Annotated in this window: 13 protein-coding genes; 6 read left to right on the top strand and 7 right to left on the bottom strand. The window is 61.7% G+C overall.

Features of this window, described 5'->3' with window-relative positions; all coding sequences use genetic code 11:
• Positions 1-31: 31 nt before the first annotated feature.
• Positions 32-1,099 (bottom strand): LacI family DNA-binding transcriptional regulator, encoded by a 1,068-nt coding sequence (locus KSS97_RS25955; RefSeq protein ID WP_030140487.1) that lies wholly within the window; start codon positions 1,097-1,099, stop codon positions 32-34.
• A gap of 211 nt (positions 1,100-1,310) precedes the next feature.
• Between KSS97_RS25955 and KSS97_RS25950 the strand changes: the two genes are divergently transcribed.
• Together KSS97_RS25950 and KSS97_RS25945 are read left to right on the top strand one after the other, a co-directional pair.
• Complete coding sequence (locus tag KSS97_RS25950; RefSeq protein ID WP_217860464.1) at positions 1,311-2,627, top strand: MFS transporter; 1,317 nt, start codon at positions 1,311-1,313, stop codon at positions 2,625-2,627.
• Positions 2,624-5,011 (top strand): glycoside hydrolase family 31 protein, encoded by a 2,388-nt coding sequence (locus tag KSS97_RS25945; RefSeq protein ID WP_217860463.1) that lies wholly within the window; start codon positions 2,624-2,626, stop codon positions 5,009-5,011. Before KSS97_RS25950 ends, KSS97_RS25945 begins: the two co-directional genes overlap by 4 nt.
• Positions 5,012-5,088: 77 nt before the next feature.
• On the opposite strand, the gene KSS97_RS25940 is transcribed toward KSS97_RS25945, so the two are convergent.
• Positions 5,089-5,655, bottom strand: coding sequence for a cysteine hydrolase family protein (locus tag KSS97_RS25940; RefSeq protein ID WP_217860462.1), 567 nt, complete (start codon positions 5,653-5,655; stop codon positions 5,089-5,091).
• A gap of 96 nt (positions 5,656-5,751) precedes the next feature.
• Between KSS97_RS25940 and KSS97_RS25935 the strand changes: the two genes are divergently transcribed.
• The 3 genes from KSS97_RS25935 to KSS97_RS25925 all read left to right on the top strand — a co-directional run bounded on the left by KSS97_RS25935 (position 5,752) and on the right by KSS97_RS25925 (position 8,925).
• Positions 5,752-6,747 carry a GlxA family transcriptional regulator gene (locus tag KSS97_RS25935; RefSeq protein WP_217860461.1) on the top strand — a complete coding sequence of 332 codons (996 nt, stop codon included), beginning with the start codon at positions 5,752-5,754 and terminating at the stop codon, positions 6,745-6,747.
• Between the two features lie 320 nt (positions 6,748-7,067).
• Positions 7,068-8,177, top strand: coding sequence for a DUF3182 family protein (locus KSS97_RS25930; protein WP_217860460.1), 1,110 nt, complete (start codon positions 7,068-7,070; stop codon positions 8,175-8,177).
• Positions 8,167-8,925: an alpha/beta hydrolase family protein gene (locus tag KSS97_RS25925; protein ID WP_030140481.1), complete on the top strand. Its 759-nt coding sequence runs from the start codon at positions 8,167-8,169 to the stop codon at positions 8,923-8,925. The genes KSS97_RS25930 and KSS97_RS25925 overlap by 11 nt, the downstream gene beginning before the upstream one ends.
• Before the next feature lie 151 nt (positions 8,926-9,076).
• Here KSS97_RS25925 and KSS97_RS25920 read toward each other — a convergent pair whose 3' ends face one another.
• From KSS97_RS25920 to KSS97_RS25905, 4 genes are read right to left on the bottom strand one after another with little or no spacing between them, the layout of a single operon-like run.
• Positions 9,077-10,078: a lysylphosphatidylglycerol synthase domain-containing protein gene (locus KSS97_RS25920; RefSeq protein WP_217860459.1), complete on the bottom strand. Its 1,002-nt coding sequence runs from the start codon at positions 10,076-10,078 to the stop codon at positions 9,077-9,079.
• Positions 10,065-11,363: a cardiolipin synthase ClsB gene (clsB, locus tag KSS97_RS25915; protein WP_217860458.1), complete on the bottom strand. Its 1,299-nt coding sequence runs from the start codon at positions 11,361-11,363 to the stop codon at positions 10,065-10,067. The genes KSS97_RS25920 and clsB overlap by 14 nt, the downstream gene beginning before the upstream one ends.
• Positions 11,360-12,178 (bottom strand): endonuclease/exonuclease/phosphatase family protein, encoded by an 819-nt coding sequence (locus KSS97_RS25910; RefSeq protein WP_217860457.1) that lies wholly within the window; start codon positions 12,176-12,178, stop codon positions 11,360-11,362. Before KSS97_RS25910 ends, clsB begins: the two co-directional genes overlap by 4 nt.
• Complete coding sequence (locus KSS97_RS25905) at positions 12,175-13,101, bottom strand: DUF72 domain-containing protein (protein WP_217860456.1); 927 nt, start codon at positions 13,099-13,101, stop codon at positions 12,175-12,177. The genes KSS97_RS25910 and KSS97_RS25905 overlap by 4 nt, the downstream gene beginning before the upstream one ends.
• A gap of 354 nt (positions 13,102-13,455) precedes the next feature.
• On the opposite strand from KSS97_RS25905, the gene KSS97_RS25900 reads away from it, so the two are divergent.
• On the top strand, positions 13,456-15,498 hold the full coding sequence (locus KSS97_RS25900) for a mechanosensitive ion channel family protein (protein WP_438269644.1): 2,043 nt from the start codon (positions 13,456-13,458) through the stop codon (positions 15,496-15,498).
• Between the two features lie 128 nt (positions 15,499-15,626).
• Here KSS97_RS25900 and KSS97_RS25895 read toward each other — a convergent pair whose 3' ends face one another.
• Positions 15,627-19,940 carry a DEAD/DEAH box helicase gene (locus KSS97_RS25895; protein ID WP_217860454.1) on the bottom strand — a complete coding sequence of 1,438 codons (4,314 nt, stop codon included), beginning with the start codon at positions 19,938-19,940 and terminating at the stop codon, positions 15,627-15,629.
• Positions 19,941-20,014: the final 74 nt, after the last annotated feature.

The raw sequence follows: 20,014 nt of genomic DNA, 5'->3' as shown, positions 1-20,014 counted from the left end.
TTTTTTCGCTCTGTGAAAAAACGCGAATCAATCAGTCATAAATAATCTTCTGATAGACCGGCGTCTGCTTGGCGCTGTGCTTGATGCGACGCACTGAGCTGCCGGTGATGAGTTGGCCACCGAGAAGAAGATTGCCACAAGGCGATCGCGGTTCGAACAGCTGCTGCCTCAAGACCCTGATCGCTTCTGCGCCCAATTCATCGCGGGGCACGTGAAGGGTGGTGAGCGGTATGTCGTTGATGTCGGCCAGGTTGAACCCGTCCATGCTCATCACTGAAACATCCTGGGGAACCCTCAAGCCAGCATTCTGCAGCGCTTTAACGGCCCCGGCCGCCATGAAATCACCCCCGGCCAGAATGGCAGTCGGTCGGTCGTCAGGTGCGCAGTTTTCCAAGAAGGTCGCTATCCGCGCCTCAGATTCAGCACTGCCGAAACCCTCGGCAACCATCAGGTGTTTTGCTTCGACAAATTCGAGATTTTGCTCCTTCCATGCATCACGAATTCCACGTATTCGCAGATCCATCGTGTACCGCCTGAGGCACTGGAGCGTCAGGACATTTCGGTGCCCCATTTGAAACAGATAATTTATCGAATAGTGACCGATTAAAAAGTGGTCGGGCGATATCGAGGGCAGGCGCATGCTGCGATCGATGCAGTTGATCAGCACCGTCGGCTTGCTGAGGTCGGCCGCCAGTTGGTGTATGTGCGGATCATCGATACCAATCAGGATCGCCGCACCGGTGTCCTTCTGGTTCATCTTTTCCAGAAACAACAAGGCGTCGCTGTCGACCTCTTCAAGCTCGCAGTAGCGGACGCGAACGTCATGTTGCGCGACCGCCTGCGTGATGCCCTGGATGACTTTGTAATAGAAGATATCAGCGCGTACGTTGAAGGCCCGCGAGGGCGCGAAAATGGTCAGCCCGTTGAGCAGGAAGCGACCATTGGCGAGGTCTTCCAGCACGCCCTGCTGACGAGCCGCCGCCAATACTTTTTCTCTCGTGGCCGGACGGGTATTCGATTTGCCAGCAAGCACTCGCGACACCGTCGCGATGGACAGGCCCGTCTGTGCCGCGATTTCAGCAATGCGTAATTTCCCCATCGCGGCTTATCCATTGAGACAATTTATGTAAAGGCTTTCATAGCAGAAAAGGGCCACCAATCCTAGCGTCCTTGGGTTTCTGCCGAGCTGCGCTGGAGAGGAATGTAAATCCATACATGCTTGCTTCTGTACGAGCCATGAGCAGTGCCATAGCGTTCAAGCCTCAAATAAAAACAACACGCCGGAAAATCCGGCGACAGGCGAAGAATTGATGACTATCGATATCGAACGCAATGCTCGACTTTCGGCCAAGCTAAAATTCATCCCGCATCTGCGTTGGTGGATGCTGTCCCTGTTTTTGCTCGGCGTCACCGTCAACTATATAACCCGCAATTCCCTGGGCATCCTGGCGCCGGAACTAAAGACCACGTTCAGCATGTCGACTGAACAGTACTCGTGGGTGGTCGCCTCGTTTCAACTGGCCTATACCGTTTTCCAGCCCATCTGCGGCTGGCTGATCGATGCGATCGGGCTCAAGCTCGGCTTCGTGATATGCGCCGTCGTATGGTCGGTGATGTGCCTGCTTCATGCCGGGGCTGCGAGTTGGGTACATCTGGCGATCCTGCGTTTTTTCATGGGCGCTTCGGAGGCCGCGGCCACACCGGCCAATGCCAAGGCGATAGGGGACTGGTTTCCGAAAAAGGAACGACCTGTCGCTGCAGGCTGGGCGGGGGTTGGCTTTTCCCTGGGGGCGATGCTCGCGCCTCCCATCATCTATCTGGCCCATGTATCCCTGGGCTGGCAGGGCGCATTTCTGATTTCCGGGGGGATCGGCCTGATTTGGGCCGCCGTCTGGGCGTGGCTCTACCACGCCCCTGATATCCACCCGCGCTTATCGCCTGATGAGTTGCTGCATATCCAACAAGATGGCGAAAAAATCGGCCAGCAAATGCCCTTTTTCAAGGCGTTGAAGAAGATCGGCCGGGACAAGCGATTCTACGGTATCGCGCTTCCTGCCTTCATGGCAGAGCCGGCATGGGCCGTCATGAGTTTCTGGGTGCCGCTGTATCTGGCCAACGAAAGAGGAATGGACCTCAAGCAAATCGTACTGTTTGCCTGGGTTCCGTTTCTGGCGGCGGATCTGGGCAGTATCGCCAGCGGTTATCTGTCACGCGCTTACCATCGTTTTTTCAAATGCACCCGGGTGAACTCGATCGTCGCCAGTTCAATCACCGGCGCGTTCCTGATGTTTTCGCTCGCCGTGATGACCCAGGTGAAAGACCCCTATGTTGCGATAGCGCTTATTTCGCTTGGCGGTTTTGGCCACCAGATTATTTCCTGCATGTTGAGCGCACTGGTCGTCGAAACGTTTGATCGGGATGAGCTGGCAACGGTGAACGGAATGCGAGGTTCATGCGCCTGGATTGCCAGCTTTCTTTTCTCGCTGATCATCGGTGTCAGCGTGGACAAGATAGGGTTCAACCCATTGTTCATTGCGATGGGGCTCTTTGATTTTATAGGTGCGTTTTTCATGATTTTGTTTATCGCGGACAGAACGTCCAAATCAAAAGCGGTGCGTGCACAATGAAGTCACTTAAAGTCTGGACGCTACAGGCCCAGGAAAAAGGCTACGTCGAGCTCCTGGTCGAGGGCCGGCATCTCTTCAGAATCCATATCCTCGAAGACGGTTTGGCGCGTGTCCTGCTCATGCGGGCTGGCACGTTGGCACTGGATCGGACCTGGAGCATTGCGCCCCGGGAGGACGTAGCCTGGGAGGGCCGGGCCCGCGAGTCGTTGGCGGATTTCTCTTTGCCCACGTACCGGGTCGAAGAAGGTCAGGATCGGTTGGTACTCACGACCAAAAAGCTACGCATCACGGTGCATCAACCGCTGTGGCTACAGTGGGAATACCATGATGGCCAGGATTGGAGGCCGTTGGTCTCGGATCGGCCCACCGGTGCTTATTTGCTTGATGCTCATGGTGAAGGCCTGGAGCATTACCAGCTTCGCGCGCCGGAACATCGCTATTACGGGCTCGGCGAAAAAACCGGCGATTTGAATCGCGCCGGCAAACGTTTTGAAATGCGTAACCTGGATGCAATGGGTTATGACGCTGCGAGCACCGACCCGCTGTACAAGCATATTCCCTTTGTCATCACGCATCAGGAGCACGCCAGCTTCGGGATGTTTTATGACAACCTGAACACCAGCCTGTTTGATCTGGGGAACGAGCTGGATAACTATCACCGACCCTATCGTCGGTACAAAGCCGATGCCGGCGACCTCGACTACTGGGTACTTGCAGGCCCCCGCGTACTGGATGTGACGAAGGCTTTCGTTCGCCTGACCGGACGCACCTTGTTCCTGCCTAAATGGAGCCTGGGCTACAGCGGCTCAACCATGCGTTATACCGATGCTGATAATGCCCAGGAACAGTTGCTGGAGTTTCTTGATCTGTGCCGTCAGCACGACATTCCCTGTGACTCTTTTCAGCTGTCATCCGGGTACACCTCCATTGGCGAAAAACGCTATGTGTTCAACTGGAACCGTGAAAAGGTCCCGGACCCCAAGGCGCTTGCCCAGGCCTACCGTGATGCCGGCGTCAGGCTGATCGCCAACATAAAGCCATGCCTGCTGCAGGACCACCCGCGCTACGCCGAGGTCGCCCACCAAAAGATGTTCATTGGTGACTCTGAACAGGACATGCCAGAGCGGTCGGTCTTCTGGGACGACGAAGGCTCTCATCTGGACTTCACCAACCCGGACGCTGTCGGTTGGTGGCAGTCAAATGTCACATCACAGCTGCTGGAACTGGGCATTGAATGCACGTGGAACGATAACAATGAATTCGAAGTGTGGGACGGTGAGGCGCGCTGTCATGGCTTCGGGCGCGAGATAGCGATCAAACATATCCGGCCCGTCATGGCATTGCTGATGATGAGAGCGTCTTTAGAGGCACAACAGCGGTTTTCACCATCAGAACGGCCCTACCTTATTTCACGTTCAGGGTGTGCCGGCATGCAGCGCTATGTCCAGACCTGGAGCGGTGACAACCGGACCCACTGGAAAACACTTCGCTACAACACTCGCATGGGCCTGGGCATGAGCCTGTCGGGGTTGTACAACGTGGGCCACGATGTAGGTGGGTTCTCCGGCAACAAGCCGGATCCCGAGCTGTTTGTCCGTTGGGTCCAGAACGGTGTGATGCATCCACGCTTCACCATTCACTCCTGGAACGACGATGGCACGGTCAATGAGCCATGGATGCATCCTTCGGTCACCGATGCGGTCCGTGACGCGATCAGGCTCAGATACCGGTTGATGCCTTATTTCTACACCTTGCTGTGGCAAGCCAGTCACGAAGACGAGCCCATTCTGCGACCAACGTTTCTCGACCACGAGCATGACCCTCAAACGTTCAAGGAAAACGACGAGTTCCTTCTTGGCCGGGACGTCCTCGTCGCCAGCGTCGTAGAGCAAGGCGCACGCGAGCGCGAGGTATGGCTACCCCTGAATGCGACAGGCTGGTGCGACTGGCACACCGGTGACTGGTACGAAGGCGGCCAATACGTTTCCCTGGATGCGCCGTTGGAACGTTTGCCCTTGTTGGTACGAGGGGGCGCTGCTATACCGACCGGTGAATGCCACAAGCTTAACGATCCCGCCCTTGATCGGCGTCGCGAGCTGGTGATTTTTCCCGCACCTTCAGGCACCTCCAGCGGCGTGTTATTTGAAGATGACGGCATCAGTCATGAGTGGAAAGATGGAGGCTGCCTGGTGATCCGATGGACCGTTGAATATGGTCCGGACTTCATTGATTTGACGATCGCTAAAACAGGGGATTTTCGTCCGGCGTGGGAACAGCTTGGGGTGGCCTTGAAGGTTGCGGATGGGAGAGCCTTGAGAGTCAATGGCCATGGTGGCTGCACGTTGACGCTGGTCGACATTCCGGAGCATAGGCCACTTCATTGATGCCCTGGTAAGTCTTGCCCTCCCGATCTGGGAGGGCAAGTAGCCCACGCACGCCTAGTCATTTTGCTCGCTGTTTATCACTGCGCCTGCGCCTGGCTGTCGCTCAGGAACTGCTCGGTACTCACCACATTCGCATAGGCAAACCCCAGCGCCGACATGAACGCGGCATGGACTTGTGCGGCCGGGACGACCACGCCGTTGAATTCAAGATCGCGAGTCGCGCACGCATCGTGAATCACCGTGACGCCGTAGCCCAGGTCTGCTGCCGCCCGCACGATGCCATCGATACACATATGGCTCATGCTACCGACCACCACCACCTGCTCAACGCCTTGCTGATCGAGGATCGCCTGCAGTTCGGTCTCGCGAAACGAATTGACGAAATGCTTGAGCACCACCGGCTCATCGGCACGGTTGAGCACCTTGGTATGCAATTGCGCGCCTTCGGAGCCTGGCGTGAAAAAGGGCGCTTCGTCGGAAGTGAATTCGTGGCGAACGTGCACCACCGGGTTTGCAGCCTGACGAAACGCTTCGATCATTTTGCCGGCGTTGTCGGCTGCAGCCTCGACGCCGACCAATGGCCATTTTCCCTGGGGGAAGTAGTCGTTCTGGATATCGACTACGATGAGCGCTTGCTTGGACATGGGGACTTCCTCGGTTGATTGCGGTGAAGCCAGTATTGGCCAAGCCCGGCGATGGGAGGATTGGCCGTAACGACAATAGGCGAGGGAAAACTGACAATGGCGCAGGAAAGGGCATTCGCTGAACTTGGCGTGCTGATGTATCCCGGTGCGCAATTGGCGGCGGTGCACGGCCTGACCGATCTGTTCACGGTCGCGGCCAGGATCGCGACCGAGCAGGCCAGTGCGCAGTTGCCGAGGCTGCGAGTGAGTCATTGGCGCACGGAGAACGGTGAGGTGCCGCTGCGGGTGTTCGACAGCGAGGACGGAGCGCCGAGCAGGCTTATTGCCTTGCTGATCCCGCCCTCCATTGCCGGTTTCAATGAAAAGCTCGCCACGCCGCCCCTGATGGATTGGTTGCGGGCGCAGCATGCCGACGGCACCGTATTGGGCGGGGTTTGCGTGGGGTCGATCCTGCTGGCCGAAAGCGGCTTGCTCGACGGTCGTAGCGCCACGACCCACTGGACGTCGGCGAAGTCTTTCGCGGCGCGTTATCCGAAGATCAAGCTCAACGCCGACAAACCCATCGTCGATGACGGTGACCTGATCACCACGGCGGGGCTGATGGCCTGGTCGGAGCTCGGGCTGCGGCTGGTGGACCGTCTGCTCGGACCCAGCATCGCCACGCGCACGGCGAAATTCCTGGTGGTCGAGCACAGCGACAGCGCGAGTCAGTGCGGCAGCAATTTCGCGCCGATCCTGGGACACGGTGACGGCGCGATCCTCAAGGTGCAGCACTGGCTGCAGCGCAGCGGCGCGGTGGATGTCTCCCTCGGCGCAATGGCGGAGCAGGCCGGCCTGGAAGAACGCACCTTCCTGCGCCGGTTCCGTGCCGCCACCGGACTCAAGCCCACCGAATACTGCCAGCACCTGCGAGTCGGCAAGGCCCGGGAAATGCTGGAGTTCACCAACGGCACCATCGATCACATTGCCTGGACCGTGGGCTATCAGGACCCCGGTGCCTTTCGCTCGACCTTCAAGAAAATCACCGGGCTGGCGCCGAGTGATTACCGGGCGAGGTTTGGGGTAAGTCCGCCGAGCGCTTCCAAAGGCTGAAACCGACCCGTGGCGAGGGAGCTTGCTCCCGCTGGGTGCGCAGCGCCCCACAGAGAACTTACACCGCGGTGTGTCATTTTAATCGTTAGGGGCTGCTGCGCAGCCCAGCGGGATCAAGCTCCCTCGCCACAGAAAATCCGCAGTGGCGTCGTGCAATTTGCCGGATCCCCACTTCTCGTCGTGCAGAATGAAACAGGCCCCGTGCCACATCATCCGCCATCACCCCCGGTTCCTCGACCGTTCGTCCTCCGCCGTGCCGTTGGCCTGATCTCTGCAATCCTCATGGCTACGGCTATTGAGCGCAGTTGAAAGGACAACGCATGACGTCGATCCATCGTGACAAATTAGTAGTAACCCACTCGGTCAATCCCCAGGCGCCGCTCCATGAAGTCGAAACCAATCGGGCGCTGGCGCGCTGGTTGGCGAATATCCTTGGCCTGGAATACGGCGGCAGCTACGACAGCCAGCAGCACGTCGGGCGGGATCTGTACCTATTGCCCACGCAAACCCTGATCGGCGCGGAGGCTGCATTGCGCCTGGGCGTCAAGGGGCCGGATGATCTCTGGGGCGGTTACGTCGACCACGATTTCATCTGCACCAAGGCGATCGCCCATGGTCTGTTGAATAAGGACGCGGTTGCGCCGAAAGGTTGGTCGCCGCTGTTCGCCAAGCTGACCCGGGGCGTTGTACTCGACGGCGTCAGCGTGTTCTCCCTCAAGGATGCGCGCCAGGCCGCCGAGCATTTGCTTTACGCCGGACCGATTCGCTTCAAGCCAATCCATGCTTGCGCCGGACGTGGCCAGCGGGTCATCCGAAGCATCGCGCAATTCGATGAAATCGTCGCGGCGCCAGACGCCCAGGCGGTGTTCAGCGAGGGCATCGTGCTGGAGCAGAACCTCAATGAGATCAAGACCCAGAGCGTCGGCCAAAGCTTCATCAATGGCAGGGTCTTGAGCTACTGCGGCGTGCAACACCTGACCCATGACAACGAAGGGCAGGAGGTCTATGGCGGTTCCGACCTGCTGGTGGCCCAAGGTGGCTACATCGAGTTGCTCGGTCTGGAACTGCAAGACGATGTGCGCGAGGCGGTGCGTCTGGCCCAGGTGTTCGATGACGCCGCCAACCAGGCATTTCCGACGTTCTTTGCATCGCGGCGCAATTACGACATCGCCCAAGGGACGGATACCGGTGGCCAGCCTCGCGGCGGCGTGCTGGAGCAATCCTGGCGTATGGGCGGTGCCAGCAGCGCGGAGCTCGCGGCACTGCAGGTGTTTGTCGAGGATCCTTCGGTCCGCGCGGTCCGGGTGTCCTCGGTCGAAACCTACACCGATCAGCCGCTGCCCCCCGGCGCGACGGAGGTTTATCGCGGCGAGGCAGAAAACGGTGACTTCCTACTCAAATACGTAACGGTTCAATCCTATGACGGCTAGAAGCGAAACCATCCAGATTGCCATCGATGATGAGCATATGAACGGGACCTTCCTGAGCCCCAAATCAAAGGTCCCCGGTGTGTTGTTCGTGCACGGTTGGGGCGGCAGCCAGGAACGTGATCTTGAACGGGCGAAGGGCATCGCCGGCCTGGGCTGCGTATGCCTGACCTTCGACTTGCGCGGGCACACGGGGGGCGCGGGAATTCCGTTGTCACGGGTTACGCGGGAGGACAACCTGCGGGACTTGCTGGCGGCCTATGACCGACTGCTGGCCCACCCCGGCCTGGACACATCGGCGATCGCGGTGGTCGGCACCAGCTACGGCGGTTACCTGGCCTCGATCCTGACGTCGTTGCGTCCGGTGCGCTGGCTGGCCTTGCGGGTGCCGGCGCTCTACCGGGACGAGCAGTGGCACACGCCCAAGCGCGACCTGGACAAGACCGACCTGCTCGATTATCGCAGCACCCTGGTCCACGCTGACACCAACCGGGCCTTGCAGGCCTGCTCGCAATTCACGGGCGATGTGCTGCTGGTGGAGTCCGAGACCGATGACCATGTGCCCCACGCCACCATCATGAGTTATCGAGCGGCGTGCCAGCAGACCCACTCGTTGACCCATCGGATCATCGACGGCGCCGACCATTCCCTGAGCGACCCCGTGTCACAACAGGCCTACACCTCGATCCTGGTGAGCTGGATCACGGAGATGGTGGTGGGCGAGCGGTTGAGCATTATTCAGGAGCGGTAGACATGTGGCGTTCAGGCGGGCCTCTTCGCGAGCAAGCCCGCTCCCACAAGAGACCTGTGTGAACCCGGGCTCAGACTCTCTGCGAATCCCTGTGGGAGCGGGCTTGCTCGCGAAGAGGCTAGCACAAGCACCTCGTGATTCAAGCAACCGCTCACTTGACCCCAGGCTTGACCCGCAACGCCTTGGCCTTCGCCTCGATCACCAAGTACATCACCACCGTGATCAACAGCGGCAGGATGAAATAGATCGCCCGGTAGGCAATCAGTCCGGCGATCAAGCTGCCCCGTGACACCTCATGCTGCAACAGCGCGACAAACACCGCCTCCAGCACCCCGAGCCCGGCCGGAATGTGAGTAATCACGCCAGCAATGCTGCTGATCAACAGCACCCCGAGCACCACCGGGTATTCGAGTTTGCTCGGCAACAGCGTAAAGATCACCGCCGCCATCAGCGACCAGTTCAGCGCCCCCAATGCCAATTGCAACACGGCCATGCGCAGCGAAGGCAGGTTGATTTCCATGCCGCGCACCGTCCAGGCCCGGCGCTTGGAGAAACGGCAGGCCAGCAGATAGCCGGCGCTGATTAGCAATAGCAGCACTCCGACGCCTTGCAGCGCGTCGCTGCTCAGCTTCCAGCCCGGAGGCATCGTCACCAGGCCACTGCTGAACACCACGCCGGCCAAGGTCATGTAGCCGAACCAGTTGGTAGCCAGGCTCAAGCCGAGAATCTTGGCGATATTGCCCGTGCTCACCCCGAGCCGCGAATACAGCCGATAGCGCATGGCGATGCCGCCGACCCAGGCGCTGAGGTTGAGGTTGAACGCGTAACTGATGACCCCCACTGGCAATATTTGCCGCCAACCGAGTTTTTGCCGGATGTAAGTGCGCCCGATCAGGTCGAAACCGGCGTAGGTGATGAAGCTGGCGATGGTCAGCGCGGCGGCGATCAGCAAAGTGCGCAGCTTGAAATCCGCCAGGGTCGTGAACACCTCGGACCAATCGATGCGCCGCGCCAGGGCGGTGAACAGCACGATCAGCAGCAGGAAAAAAACCAGGGTCAGCGGGCGTTTCCAGCGACTCCAGCGCGACTTTGGCTTGGCCTGTTCCGGCGCATGGGCATCTCTCGGCGCAGTGTGCGCTTCAGAGTGGTTCATGGGGTTCGCTCCGGACCGCCGTCGGCGGCGAAAAAGGTTTCAGACGCGGTTTATGGGCCGGCAACCATCCGGCCCAGGCCGGAAAATGACGCAGGAAGTGGAACACCATGAAACCGATGGTCATGCGCCACAGCCGCCCGCGACGGGCGTGATTTTCGGGCATGACGGTGCAGTGATTGCGGCTCAGGTGATCGAGGCGCTCGAACAGTTCGCGGTTGAACGCCCGGTCGCGGATCAGCACGTTGGCTTCCAGGTTCAGGGACAGGCTCAGCGGGTCGAGGTTGCTCGAACCGACCGTGCTCCAGTCTTCATCGACCAAGGCGACCTTGCCGTGCAGCGGCCGCTCGCAATACTCGTAGATCGTCACGCCGGCCTTGATCAGATAGTCATAGAGCATCCGCGCCGCGAGCTTGGCGATCATCATGTCCGGTTGCCCCTGGAGAATCAGCCGCACCTCCACGCCACGTCGCGCGGCGTTGCGGATCTCGCGCAGCAACCGATAACCGGGGAAGAAATACGCGTTGGCGATTACCACCCGACGCTGGGCGCTGCGCAGCACTTGCAGGTAGACCTCTTCGATGTCGGTCTGATGCTCGTGGTTATCCCGGTAGACCAGGCGCACCTGGCCGTCATGGTCGTTGAAGGCCAACTCGGTGCGGCGGCTGCGGCGACGTTGCCACCAATACTTGGCCCGGGCCGGCCGACCGCTTTGCAGCAGCGCGAAGTGATGGATATCCACCACCGCCGGACCTTTGATTTCCACTGAGTAATCCTGCTTGGCCTCGGGACCGAAGTCGCCCAGGTGGTCAGCGGAAAAGTTGATCCCGCCGATGAAAGCGATCACGCCGTCCACCACCACGATCTTGCGATGCAGGCGGCGGAACCAGTTGGTGCGGATGCCCAGGTGCCGGGGGGCCGGGTCGAACATTTGCAGGCGTATCCCGGCATCGCTCAACGAGGCGAGAAACGCCGTGCTCAGCTCACCGCAACCGAAACCGTCGAGGTTGACGGTGATGCGTACGCCGCGCTTGGCCGCCTCGACCAATATATCCCGCAGTTCAAAGCCGACCTTGTCCTCGAACAGAATGAACGTCTCCAGGAGAATTTCTTCCTGGGCGCGGCGAATCGCTTCGAAAACCCGTGGGAAATATTCCTCGCCGTTTTCCAGCAGCGTAACGCGGTTGTTGCCGTGCCAGCCGTATTCGACGTCGGCCAGCGCCGGGTTGCGTTCGGTCGGCGGCACCTCGACCTTTTCCACCGTCGCCTTGTCCATCGTCGCGTTCATAACTCGATCTCCACCGACAGCGGTGCGTGGTCGGAAAGGTGCGACCAGGGACGTACATTCAGTACCTTGGCGTGATGGGCCTTGAGGTTGCGCACGTAGATGCGGTCCAGGCGCAGGATCGGCAGGCGCGCCGGAAAACTGCGGGCCGGCTTGCCCCACTGTTCGGCGAATACCTCCCGCAGGCCGCAGGGCGCGAGCAGGTCATTGGCCTTGCCGCGCCAGTCGTTGAAGTCGCCGGCAACGATGACCGGTGCTTCGGGCGGCAATTCGCTCAAGCGTTGGCAAAGCAGCTTCAGTTGCTCGACGCGATGGCCTTCACGCAACCCCAAGTGGACGCAAATGGCATGCACGTCCTGTCCACCGTCAGCGTTCGGCAGGCGCAGCACGCTGTGCAGCATGCCGCGGCTTTCGTGGCCGTTGATGGACACGTCCAGGTTGTCGTGGCGGATGATCTGGAATTTCGACAGCAATGCGTTGCCATGGTCGCCCGCCGGATACACCGCGTTGCGCCCATAGGCGAACTGCGGCCAGAGGGTGTCGGCGAGAAACTCATATTGCGGGATGGCCGGCCAGTTGCTGTAGCGCTGGGGATGGTGCTCGTGGGTGCCGTGTACTTCCTGCAGAAACACCACGTCGGCGGACACGCTGCGCACGGCTTCGCGCAGTTCCGGCAGGATGAATCGCCGATTCAGCGCGGTGAAGCCCTTATGCGTGTTGACCGTCAGCACCGTGAATCGATTGACTCCGTCGAGCAGGCGCTGCGCCGAATCGTGCAGCGGCTCGCGAGTGGCTTCGCTGGATTCTGGCGTGCTCATGGCAATACTCCTTCGGCCGGGCGCACACCGGGAGCGGTGGCGAGATGCTTGTCCAGGTCGAAGCGCTCCAGCAGGTGGCGCGCGTCGTAGGGCGCGCGGACTTTGATGTCGTTGTCGAAATAGCAGAACACTTCCCGGCTCTTGCGCGGCCGGGGTTTCTTTTTCGGGTCGATCAACTGCGCGTCGCTCGGCTGCGTGCCGTGGCTCCAGGCCTCGATCCGGTCACCCCAGCGCTTCAACGCCTCGTCGGTGTAGCCGCTGGCGTACAGTTCTTCGGCTCCGTGCAGGCGCAGGTAGACGAAGTCGCTGGTGACGTCCTCGCGGTAGGGCCATTTTCCGGCGGTATCGGCGACGACCAGGGCGACGTCGTAGCGTTTGAGCATGGCGACGAAGCGTGGGTCGATGAAGCTTTCGTGGCGGATTTCCACGGCATGGCGCAGCGCACGCTTTTTATCGGTCTCGGTGCTGGCGTGGCCGTCCAGGCGCGACTCGTGCTCCCGGGCGAGCGCGGCAGCGGCCCGGGTGTCATGGGGCAGTTGCTTGAGGAAGTCTTCGAACAGTTCCGGGTCGAATTTGAAGCTGGGCGGAAACTGCCAGAGGATGGCGCCGAGTTTTTCCTTGAGCTCCAGCACCCCGGACGCGAAGAAATTCGCCAGCGGCTTGTGAATGTCCCGCAGGCGCTTGATGTGGGTAATGAAGCGCGGCGCCTTGACGCTGAACACGAAGTCCGGCGGCGTCTCGGCGTACCACTGGGCATACCGTTCGGGACGTTGCAGGGCGTAGAACGATCCATTGATTTCGATGCTGTTGACCGCTCGAGAGGCGAATTGCAGTTCCCGTTTCTGCGCCAGCCCCTTGGGATAGAAATCCCCGCGCCAGGGCGTGTAGCGCCAACCGGAAATGCCAATGTGGATCGCCGTCATGTATCCCTCCCGTGCCAATGACCTCGTACTGCCTGTGTCTTTTGATGACCGCCGGGCGGGCTGGAAAGTTTCGATGGCCTTACCGATGGTGGCGCAAACGGTGAAGTACCGTGGCGAGGGGATTTATCCCCGCTGGGCTGCGCAGCAGCCCCAACAGGCGGAGCACATTCAGCCTGACATACCGAGGCGTTAGATTTTGGGGCCGCTTCGCAGCCCAGCGGGGATAAATCCCCTCGCCACGGGATATCAGCGAACTTGCCGGCCCATTGTTGATCAGTTCCTTACCGATCCCGTGTGAAGGAGCCCCGCGTCTTGTCTCGATTGAGCACTGTATTGCTGCTATTGCTGCTGGCCATGACCGGCACCAGCGCCTACGGGACCGCTGCGGTCCCTGGCCTCCCCAAGCCTGCCGAAGCCCCGACCGAGCCCGAACCGCTGGTGCAAGGCGGCTTATTGGGAGCAATCAGTTCCAGCATCGACGATGTCCAGGACAAGCTCGACCTCGACCAGAGCCTGGTGGATGCCTGGCGCCTGCGGGCGGATCGGGCGGCTGACGAGGTCGATCGACTGGTGGACCAGACGTCCCGTTCGTCCTGGCGGATAGCGGGCGATTTCCTGTTGCTGTCAGGCGTGTGGCTGGGGACCTTCGCGCTGCTCTGGGCCGGTGCGCGCTTGCTGGTGCGACGTCTCGGTCGGCGCCGCTGGCTACGCACTCGCCAGCGGTTGCGGGACCTGCTCGGTTATCTGCTGCCGTACACCTTGCCGGCCGTGGCCTGCCTGCCCTTGACCCTTTACGTCAGCCATTTCCTGCAAGTCTCGGTCGGTCGCGCCCTCGCGCTGTGTTTCGCCTACGCCACCAGCAGCGGCATTGTTTCCACATCGGTGCTGCTCTGCGTGATCGTGATGTTCAACGCCGGCCACAAACGCCGTGCCGTGGCGATCATCCGGCGTTTCAGCCCACGGCCGTTGTTCCTGATCGGCTTCCTGGCGGCCCTCAGCGATGCCCTGACCAGCCCGCAGATCGCCCGCCAACTGGGCGGCAATATCACCAGCAGCGTCGCGGTGTTCACTGGGCTGTCGGCTTCGCTGATCTTCGGTTGGCTGGTGATCCACATGCGCCGGCCCGTGGCCCATCTGATCCGCAATCGACCGCTGGCCCAGCGTCTCAAGCAACCGGCCTTGCAGGAATCACTGCGGATTTTTTCCGGGCTCTGGTATTGGCCGATCCTGCTGATGGTATTGGTCTCGGCGGTGAGCCTGATCGGTGTCGGCGAAGACAACCAGAAGGCCCTGCGTTGCGCCTTGTTCACCACCCTCCTGCTGATCGCGACGGTGTTCCTCAGCACCGTGTTCCAGCACATCTTCAAATCGCCCAAGGCCGAGGCCATCCAGCGCAACAGCGCCTACAAGGGGCGGTTGTTGAGCTTGCTGCACGCCTTGTTGCGGATCGTCATGGCCGTGGTATTCATCGAAGTGCTCGGGCGGATCTGGGGAATCTCTTTGTTCGAGTTCGCCTCGCGCAACGCCGTGGGACGGGCAATCAGCGATTCCCTGAGCCGCATCGGCCTGATCTTCCTGGTGACCTGGCTGACGTGGGTAGTGCTCGACACGGCGATCCAGGAGGCGTTGAAACCTCCGCTCAACAAGCGCGGCGCCCGGGCACCCAGCACCCGGGTGAAGACTATCCTGCCGCTGTTGCGCAACGCGGCCAAAATCATCCTGGTGGTGATTTGCGCGATCACCACCATGGCCAACCTCGGCATCAACGTCGCGCCATTGCTCGCCGGTGCCGGCGTGGTCGGGCTGGCGATCGGTTTCGGTTCGCAGCAACTGGTGCAAGATGTGATCACCGGACTGTTCATCATCATCGAGGACACGCTGTCCATCGGCGACTGGGTGGTGCTCAGCTCCGGTCATGCCGGCACCGTCGAAGGCCTGACCATCCGCACCCTGCGCCTGCGCGATGGCAAGGGTTTCGTGCATTCGGTGCCGTTCGGGCAAATCAAGGCCGTGACCAACCAATCCCGGCAATTCGCCTTTGCATTTTTCTCGGTGCAGTTCACCTACGACACCGACGTGGACCGTGCCATTGAATTGATCCGCGAGGCCGGCGATTCGATTTCCGAGGACCCGTTCCTCAAGTTCAACCTGCAAGGGCCGCTGGATGTGTTCGGCGTGGACAAGATGGACCTCAACGGCGTAGTCCTCACGGCCCAGTTCCGCACGGTCTCGGGCGGGCAGTACGCGGTGAGCCGGGCATTCAACCAGCGATTGAAAAAGCTTGTGGATAACGAGCCGTCGGTGCACTTCGCGCAGACTTATCCACAGCAGGTGGTGTTGCCGAAGCGGTTGGTTGAGGAGAAGGCAGGGGGCGAGCAGGCTGATCAAGCTCAATAATTACTTCAGGTTTGTGGTGAGGCTTATGGCCTCATCGCGAGCAAGCTCGCTCCCACAGTAGGTTTGTGGTGAATGGACAGCCCCCTGTGGGAGCGGGCTTGCTCGCGAAGGGGCCCGGCCAGACACCCTCAATTTTTCTGAATGAGCTTGTTCCTGACCCCAGCCATCCCTTCTGCATCCAACTCCACAAATAGCTGCTGCTTGCCCGCCACCAGCGCCGCCACCGGCAGCCCATCCCGATACACCAGTCGATTACTCGCCAAGGCCGGCACTTTCGCCCCGGGCAACAACGTGCCGGCCAGGTTCAGCGGATCAACCCCGCACACCGCCACCAGGCTGCCATCGGTGGGTCGACGCCGTGCTTCGCGCAGCAGCGGGATGGCTTCGGGCAAGGCGAATTGTTCGCCGGCCAGCCCGCTGACGAAGCGCCCGCCTCGAATCTCGCCCCGTGCCTCCAGACGATGAAACGTGCGCAGCAATTCACGCCAGCTCGGCAACCAATCGGCCTCGCGCTCCAGCAGGCGCCAGAACACCACGCCATAACGGCGCAACAGGGTCAGGGCGATGTGTTCCAGGGTATCGGGCGGTGTGGGCGCGGGCCGGTTGCCGGGTTCTGGCGCGGGCGAACTGCGGCGCAATAAGGCCCAGCGCCCGGCATCGTCCATGCCGCCGACAAACGCCCCGCGTCCGCGCCGGCTGCTACGGGCCTGGCGTTTGCTGGCAGGGGTGATCAAGGCCCGCAGCCCGGCGAAGCTGTCAGCATTCACGAGCCCGGCACCGACCAGTTCCTGCAAGGCGATTTCCAGTTCGCTGCGCAGCAAATGGGCCTCGTGCAGCAATTCATCGAAAAACAACGCGCCATGTTCACTGAGGGCCTGATGGACTTTTTGCGTCTTGAGCGACAGTTCGCTGATCGGTGTCTGCTCGGCCAGGCTGCTCCACAGCGCGACCTTGGCGCGCGGCAGCAACACGATCGGCGTGCTGCGCAAAGCGCTGGCGGATAACTTCTGACGAGCGCTCAGGCGCGTCCAGACGAACTTGCCGCTGCGGCACAGTTCGTCGAGCCAGCTCGGCGAATAATCCTTGATTCGCGCTGGCAAAAGGTCGCTGTCCCAGGCCGAGGCGGCGGCCGGGTAGCCTTCGAACTGGCCGATGATCGACGGCAGCACCGCGTTGCCGCGGCCCTGGCTGGACGGCGACAGATGCTGCCAGTCGAACAGGAAACGCATGAAATCCTGCAACATCACCGGCTCGATTTCCCGGCGCAAGCGCTTGACCGTGTAGCGGTGGATCCGCGCCAGCAGATGCCGTTCGCACCACTCCTCTTGAGCGGTGCCCGGAGTGAAGCGACCGCGCAGCACATACCCCTGTTGTTCGAGCTGAGCCAGGGCCTGGGTCGCTTGCGCCGGCGACAGCTCCAGCGGGTAGGCGATCGCCGTCAACGGCTGCGGGCCAAAGGCACTGAGCCGCGCGCGCAGCACTTCCACCACGGCCTCGTCGCTGTCCCACGGCTCATCGAACCCCGGCAGCGGTGTCAGCGGCGGCTGCCATTGGGCTTGTGGATAAATCGCCTGCAGGCACGTCAGCCGCTCCAGCGGCACCCACAGGCCGCGCTCGTCGCTGATCTGAATGTGGCTGGCGCGACCGCGCTCCGCCAGGGTCCGCAGCCCGTCCAGCCAAGACGGCTCGGCACTGGCTTCGCTGTCGGCGATGCAGGCCAGGCTCATCAGCGCTTCGTGGATTTCATCGACATTGGTCGGCGTCGGCCAGGCCTCTTCCCGCACGGCCTGGATGGCATTGGCGTCCAGCGCACCGAGGTCGTCGGTGGATTGCGGATCGCTCCAGCGCCGGTTGATCACCGCTTGGGTACGGCGCTCCTCCAGCGGCGCGTCGTCGAGAAAGGTGTAAGGCCGGGCGCTGAGGATTTCTGCCGCCAGGGGCGAGGGCGCCGGCAGGTCGCGGCTGACCAGGCGGATCTCACCCGCTTCCATGCGCCGCAACAGCGCCAGCCAGCCTTCGCTGTCCATCGCCTCGTGCAGGCAGTCGTCCAGGGTTTGCTCCACCAGCGGATGATCAGGAATCTCTCGCTCGCCGGCGAGGTTTTCCAGGCAGGCGATCTGGTCCGGGAACACGCTGGCGATCAAGTCTTCACTTTTCATGCGCTGGATCTGTGGCGCGACTTTGCGCCCGCCGGTATAGCGCGGCAACGCCAGGGCCACGCCGGCATTCCAGCGCCAGCGCACGCCGAACAGCGGCGCATCCAATACCGCTTGAATCAGGATCTGCTCGGCGCTCTGGCTGTTGAGGTAGCGCCAGACCTCGTCCAGTTCGAAGCTGTGGCTGGTGGACAGCGACAGCACGATGGCGTCCTCGCTGGCGGCGGCCTGCAATTCGAAGTTGAAGGTGCGGCAGAAACGCTTGCGCAGGGCCAGGCCCCAGGCGCGGTTGATGCGGCTGCCGAAGGGCGTATGGATGATCAGTTGCGTGCCGCCGGACTCGTCGAAAAACCGTTCCATCACCAAGGTGTCCTGGGACGGCAGGGCGCCGAAGGCCAGGCGCGCCGGGGCGAGGTAATCGAGGATCTGCTCGGCGCTGGCAAGGTTCAGGTGCAAGGTGCCGGTCAGCCAGTCGAGTGCCGGTTGCAGATTACCCGGCGTGGCGCCGAGCAGTTGATCGAGCTGGGCTTGCAGGCGGGCGACGGCCTGAGACAACTCGGCGCTGCGCCCCGGGGCTTCGCCGAGCCAGAACGGGATGGTCGGTGGTTGACCCTGGGCGTCCTCGACCCGCACGCGGCCGGTCTCGACGCGGATGATCCGATACGAAGTATTGCCCAATTGGAATACGTCGCCGGCAATGCTCTCCACCGCGAAGTCTTCGTTGACGCTGCCGATGTTCAAGCCTTGCGGTTCGAGCAAAACGCTGTAGTCGGCGTTGTCCGGGATAGTGCCGCCGCTGGTCACCGCCGTCAGTTTGCTGCCCCGGCGCCCGCGCAAGGTCCGGCTCACGGCGTCGCGGTGCAGGTAGGCGCTGCGCACGCCCTGTCGGCCATTGAGGCCTTCGGCGAGCATTTGCAGCAGGGCCTGGTAATGGTCTTCGTCCAACTCCGCGTAGGGCGAGGCGCGGCGGAACATCTCCAGCAACGCCTGTTCATGCCATTCCTGGCAACTGACTTCGGCGACGATCTGCTGGGCCAGGACGTCCAGCGGCGCCCTGGGGATGTGCAGGATGTCCAGCTCGCCATGGCGCACGCAGTCGAGCAGGGCGGCGCATTCGATCAAGTCGTCGCGGGTGGTGGCGAACAGGCGCCCCTTGGGCGTGCCGCCGACCTGGTGGCCGGAGCGGCCAACCCTTTGCAGGAACGCCGAGATCGAACGGGGCGAGGCGATCTGGCAGACCAGGTCGACGTCACCGATGTCGATGCCCAACTCCAGCGACGCGGTGGCAATCAGCACCTGCAATTCACCGCGCTTGAGGCGTTGCTCGGCGTCGAGGCGAAACTCCTTCGCCAGGCTGCCGTGGTGGGCCGCCACGGCGTCCTTGCCCAGGCGTTCGCTCAAGTGGCGACTCAGGCGTTCGGCCAGCCGCCGCGTGTTGACGAATACCAGCGTGGTTCGGTGCGCCCGGGCCAGCTCGGCGAGACGGTTGTAGACCAGTTCCCAAACATCGTTGGCCATCACCGCCGAGAGCGGCACCGGCGGCACCTCGATGTCCAGGTCGCGGGGGCGGGCGTGGCCGATGTCGACGATTTCGCAGGTGCGTCCTGCGCCGACCAGAAAGCGCGAGACCGCTTCGATGGGCTTTTGCGTGGCCGACAGGCCGATGCGCATCAGCGGTTCGGTGCACAGGGCTTGCAGGCGCTCCAGGCTCAAGGTCAGGTGGCTGCCGCGCTTGCTGGCGGCGATGGCGTGGATTTCGTCGACGATCACCGTGCGGGTGCTGGCGAGCATCTGCCGGCCGGAGTCGGAGCCGAGCAGCACATAGAGCGATTCGGGGGTGGTCACGAGGATGTGCGGCGCGGTCTTGCGCATCGCCGAGCGTTCTTTTTGCGGAGTGTCACCGGTGCGCACGGCGGTGGTGATGGGCAAGGGCGGCAGGCCCATTCGCTGCAACTGCTCGGTGATACCGGCCAGGGGATTCTGCAGGTTGATCTGGATGTCGTTGCTCAGGGCCTTGAGCGGCGAGACGTAGACCACCAGCGTCGCGTCCGGCAGGCCACCTTGCTCCAGGCCGCGGTGCACCAGGTCATCCAGCACTGCGAGAAATGCGGTCAGGGTCTTGCCCGAACCCGTTGGAGCGGCGACCAGCACCGAACGGCGCTGGCCGATCAACGGCCACGCCCGGGCCTGGGCGGCCGTGACCGCCGGGAATGTCTGGCTGAACCAGGCGCGAACGGCGGGGTGAAAGCCTGCCATGGCGTGGTCGGCTGCAAGGGGCAGATTCATGTGGGCAGTTTAGGCGGGTGGGGTGGGGATGATGCAAGTGGCGAGGGGATTTATCCCCGCTGGACTGCGCAGCA

The sequence above is a fragment of the Pseudomonas alvandae genome (assembly GCF_019141525.1).
In the GTDB taxonomy this organism is placed as follows: domain Bacteria; phylum Pseudomonadota; class Gammaproteobacteria; order Pseudomonadales; family Pseudomonadaceae; genus Aquipseudomonas; species Aquipseudomonas alvandae.
Note: the sequence above shows the minus strand (reverse complement) of the source record. Positions and strands in the feature narration are given on the sequence as shown.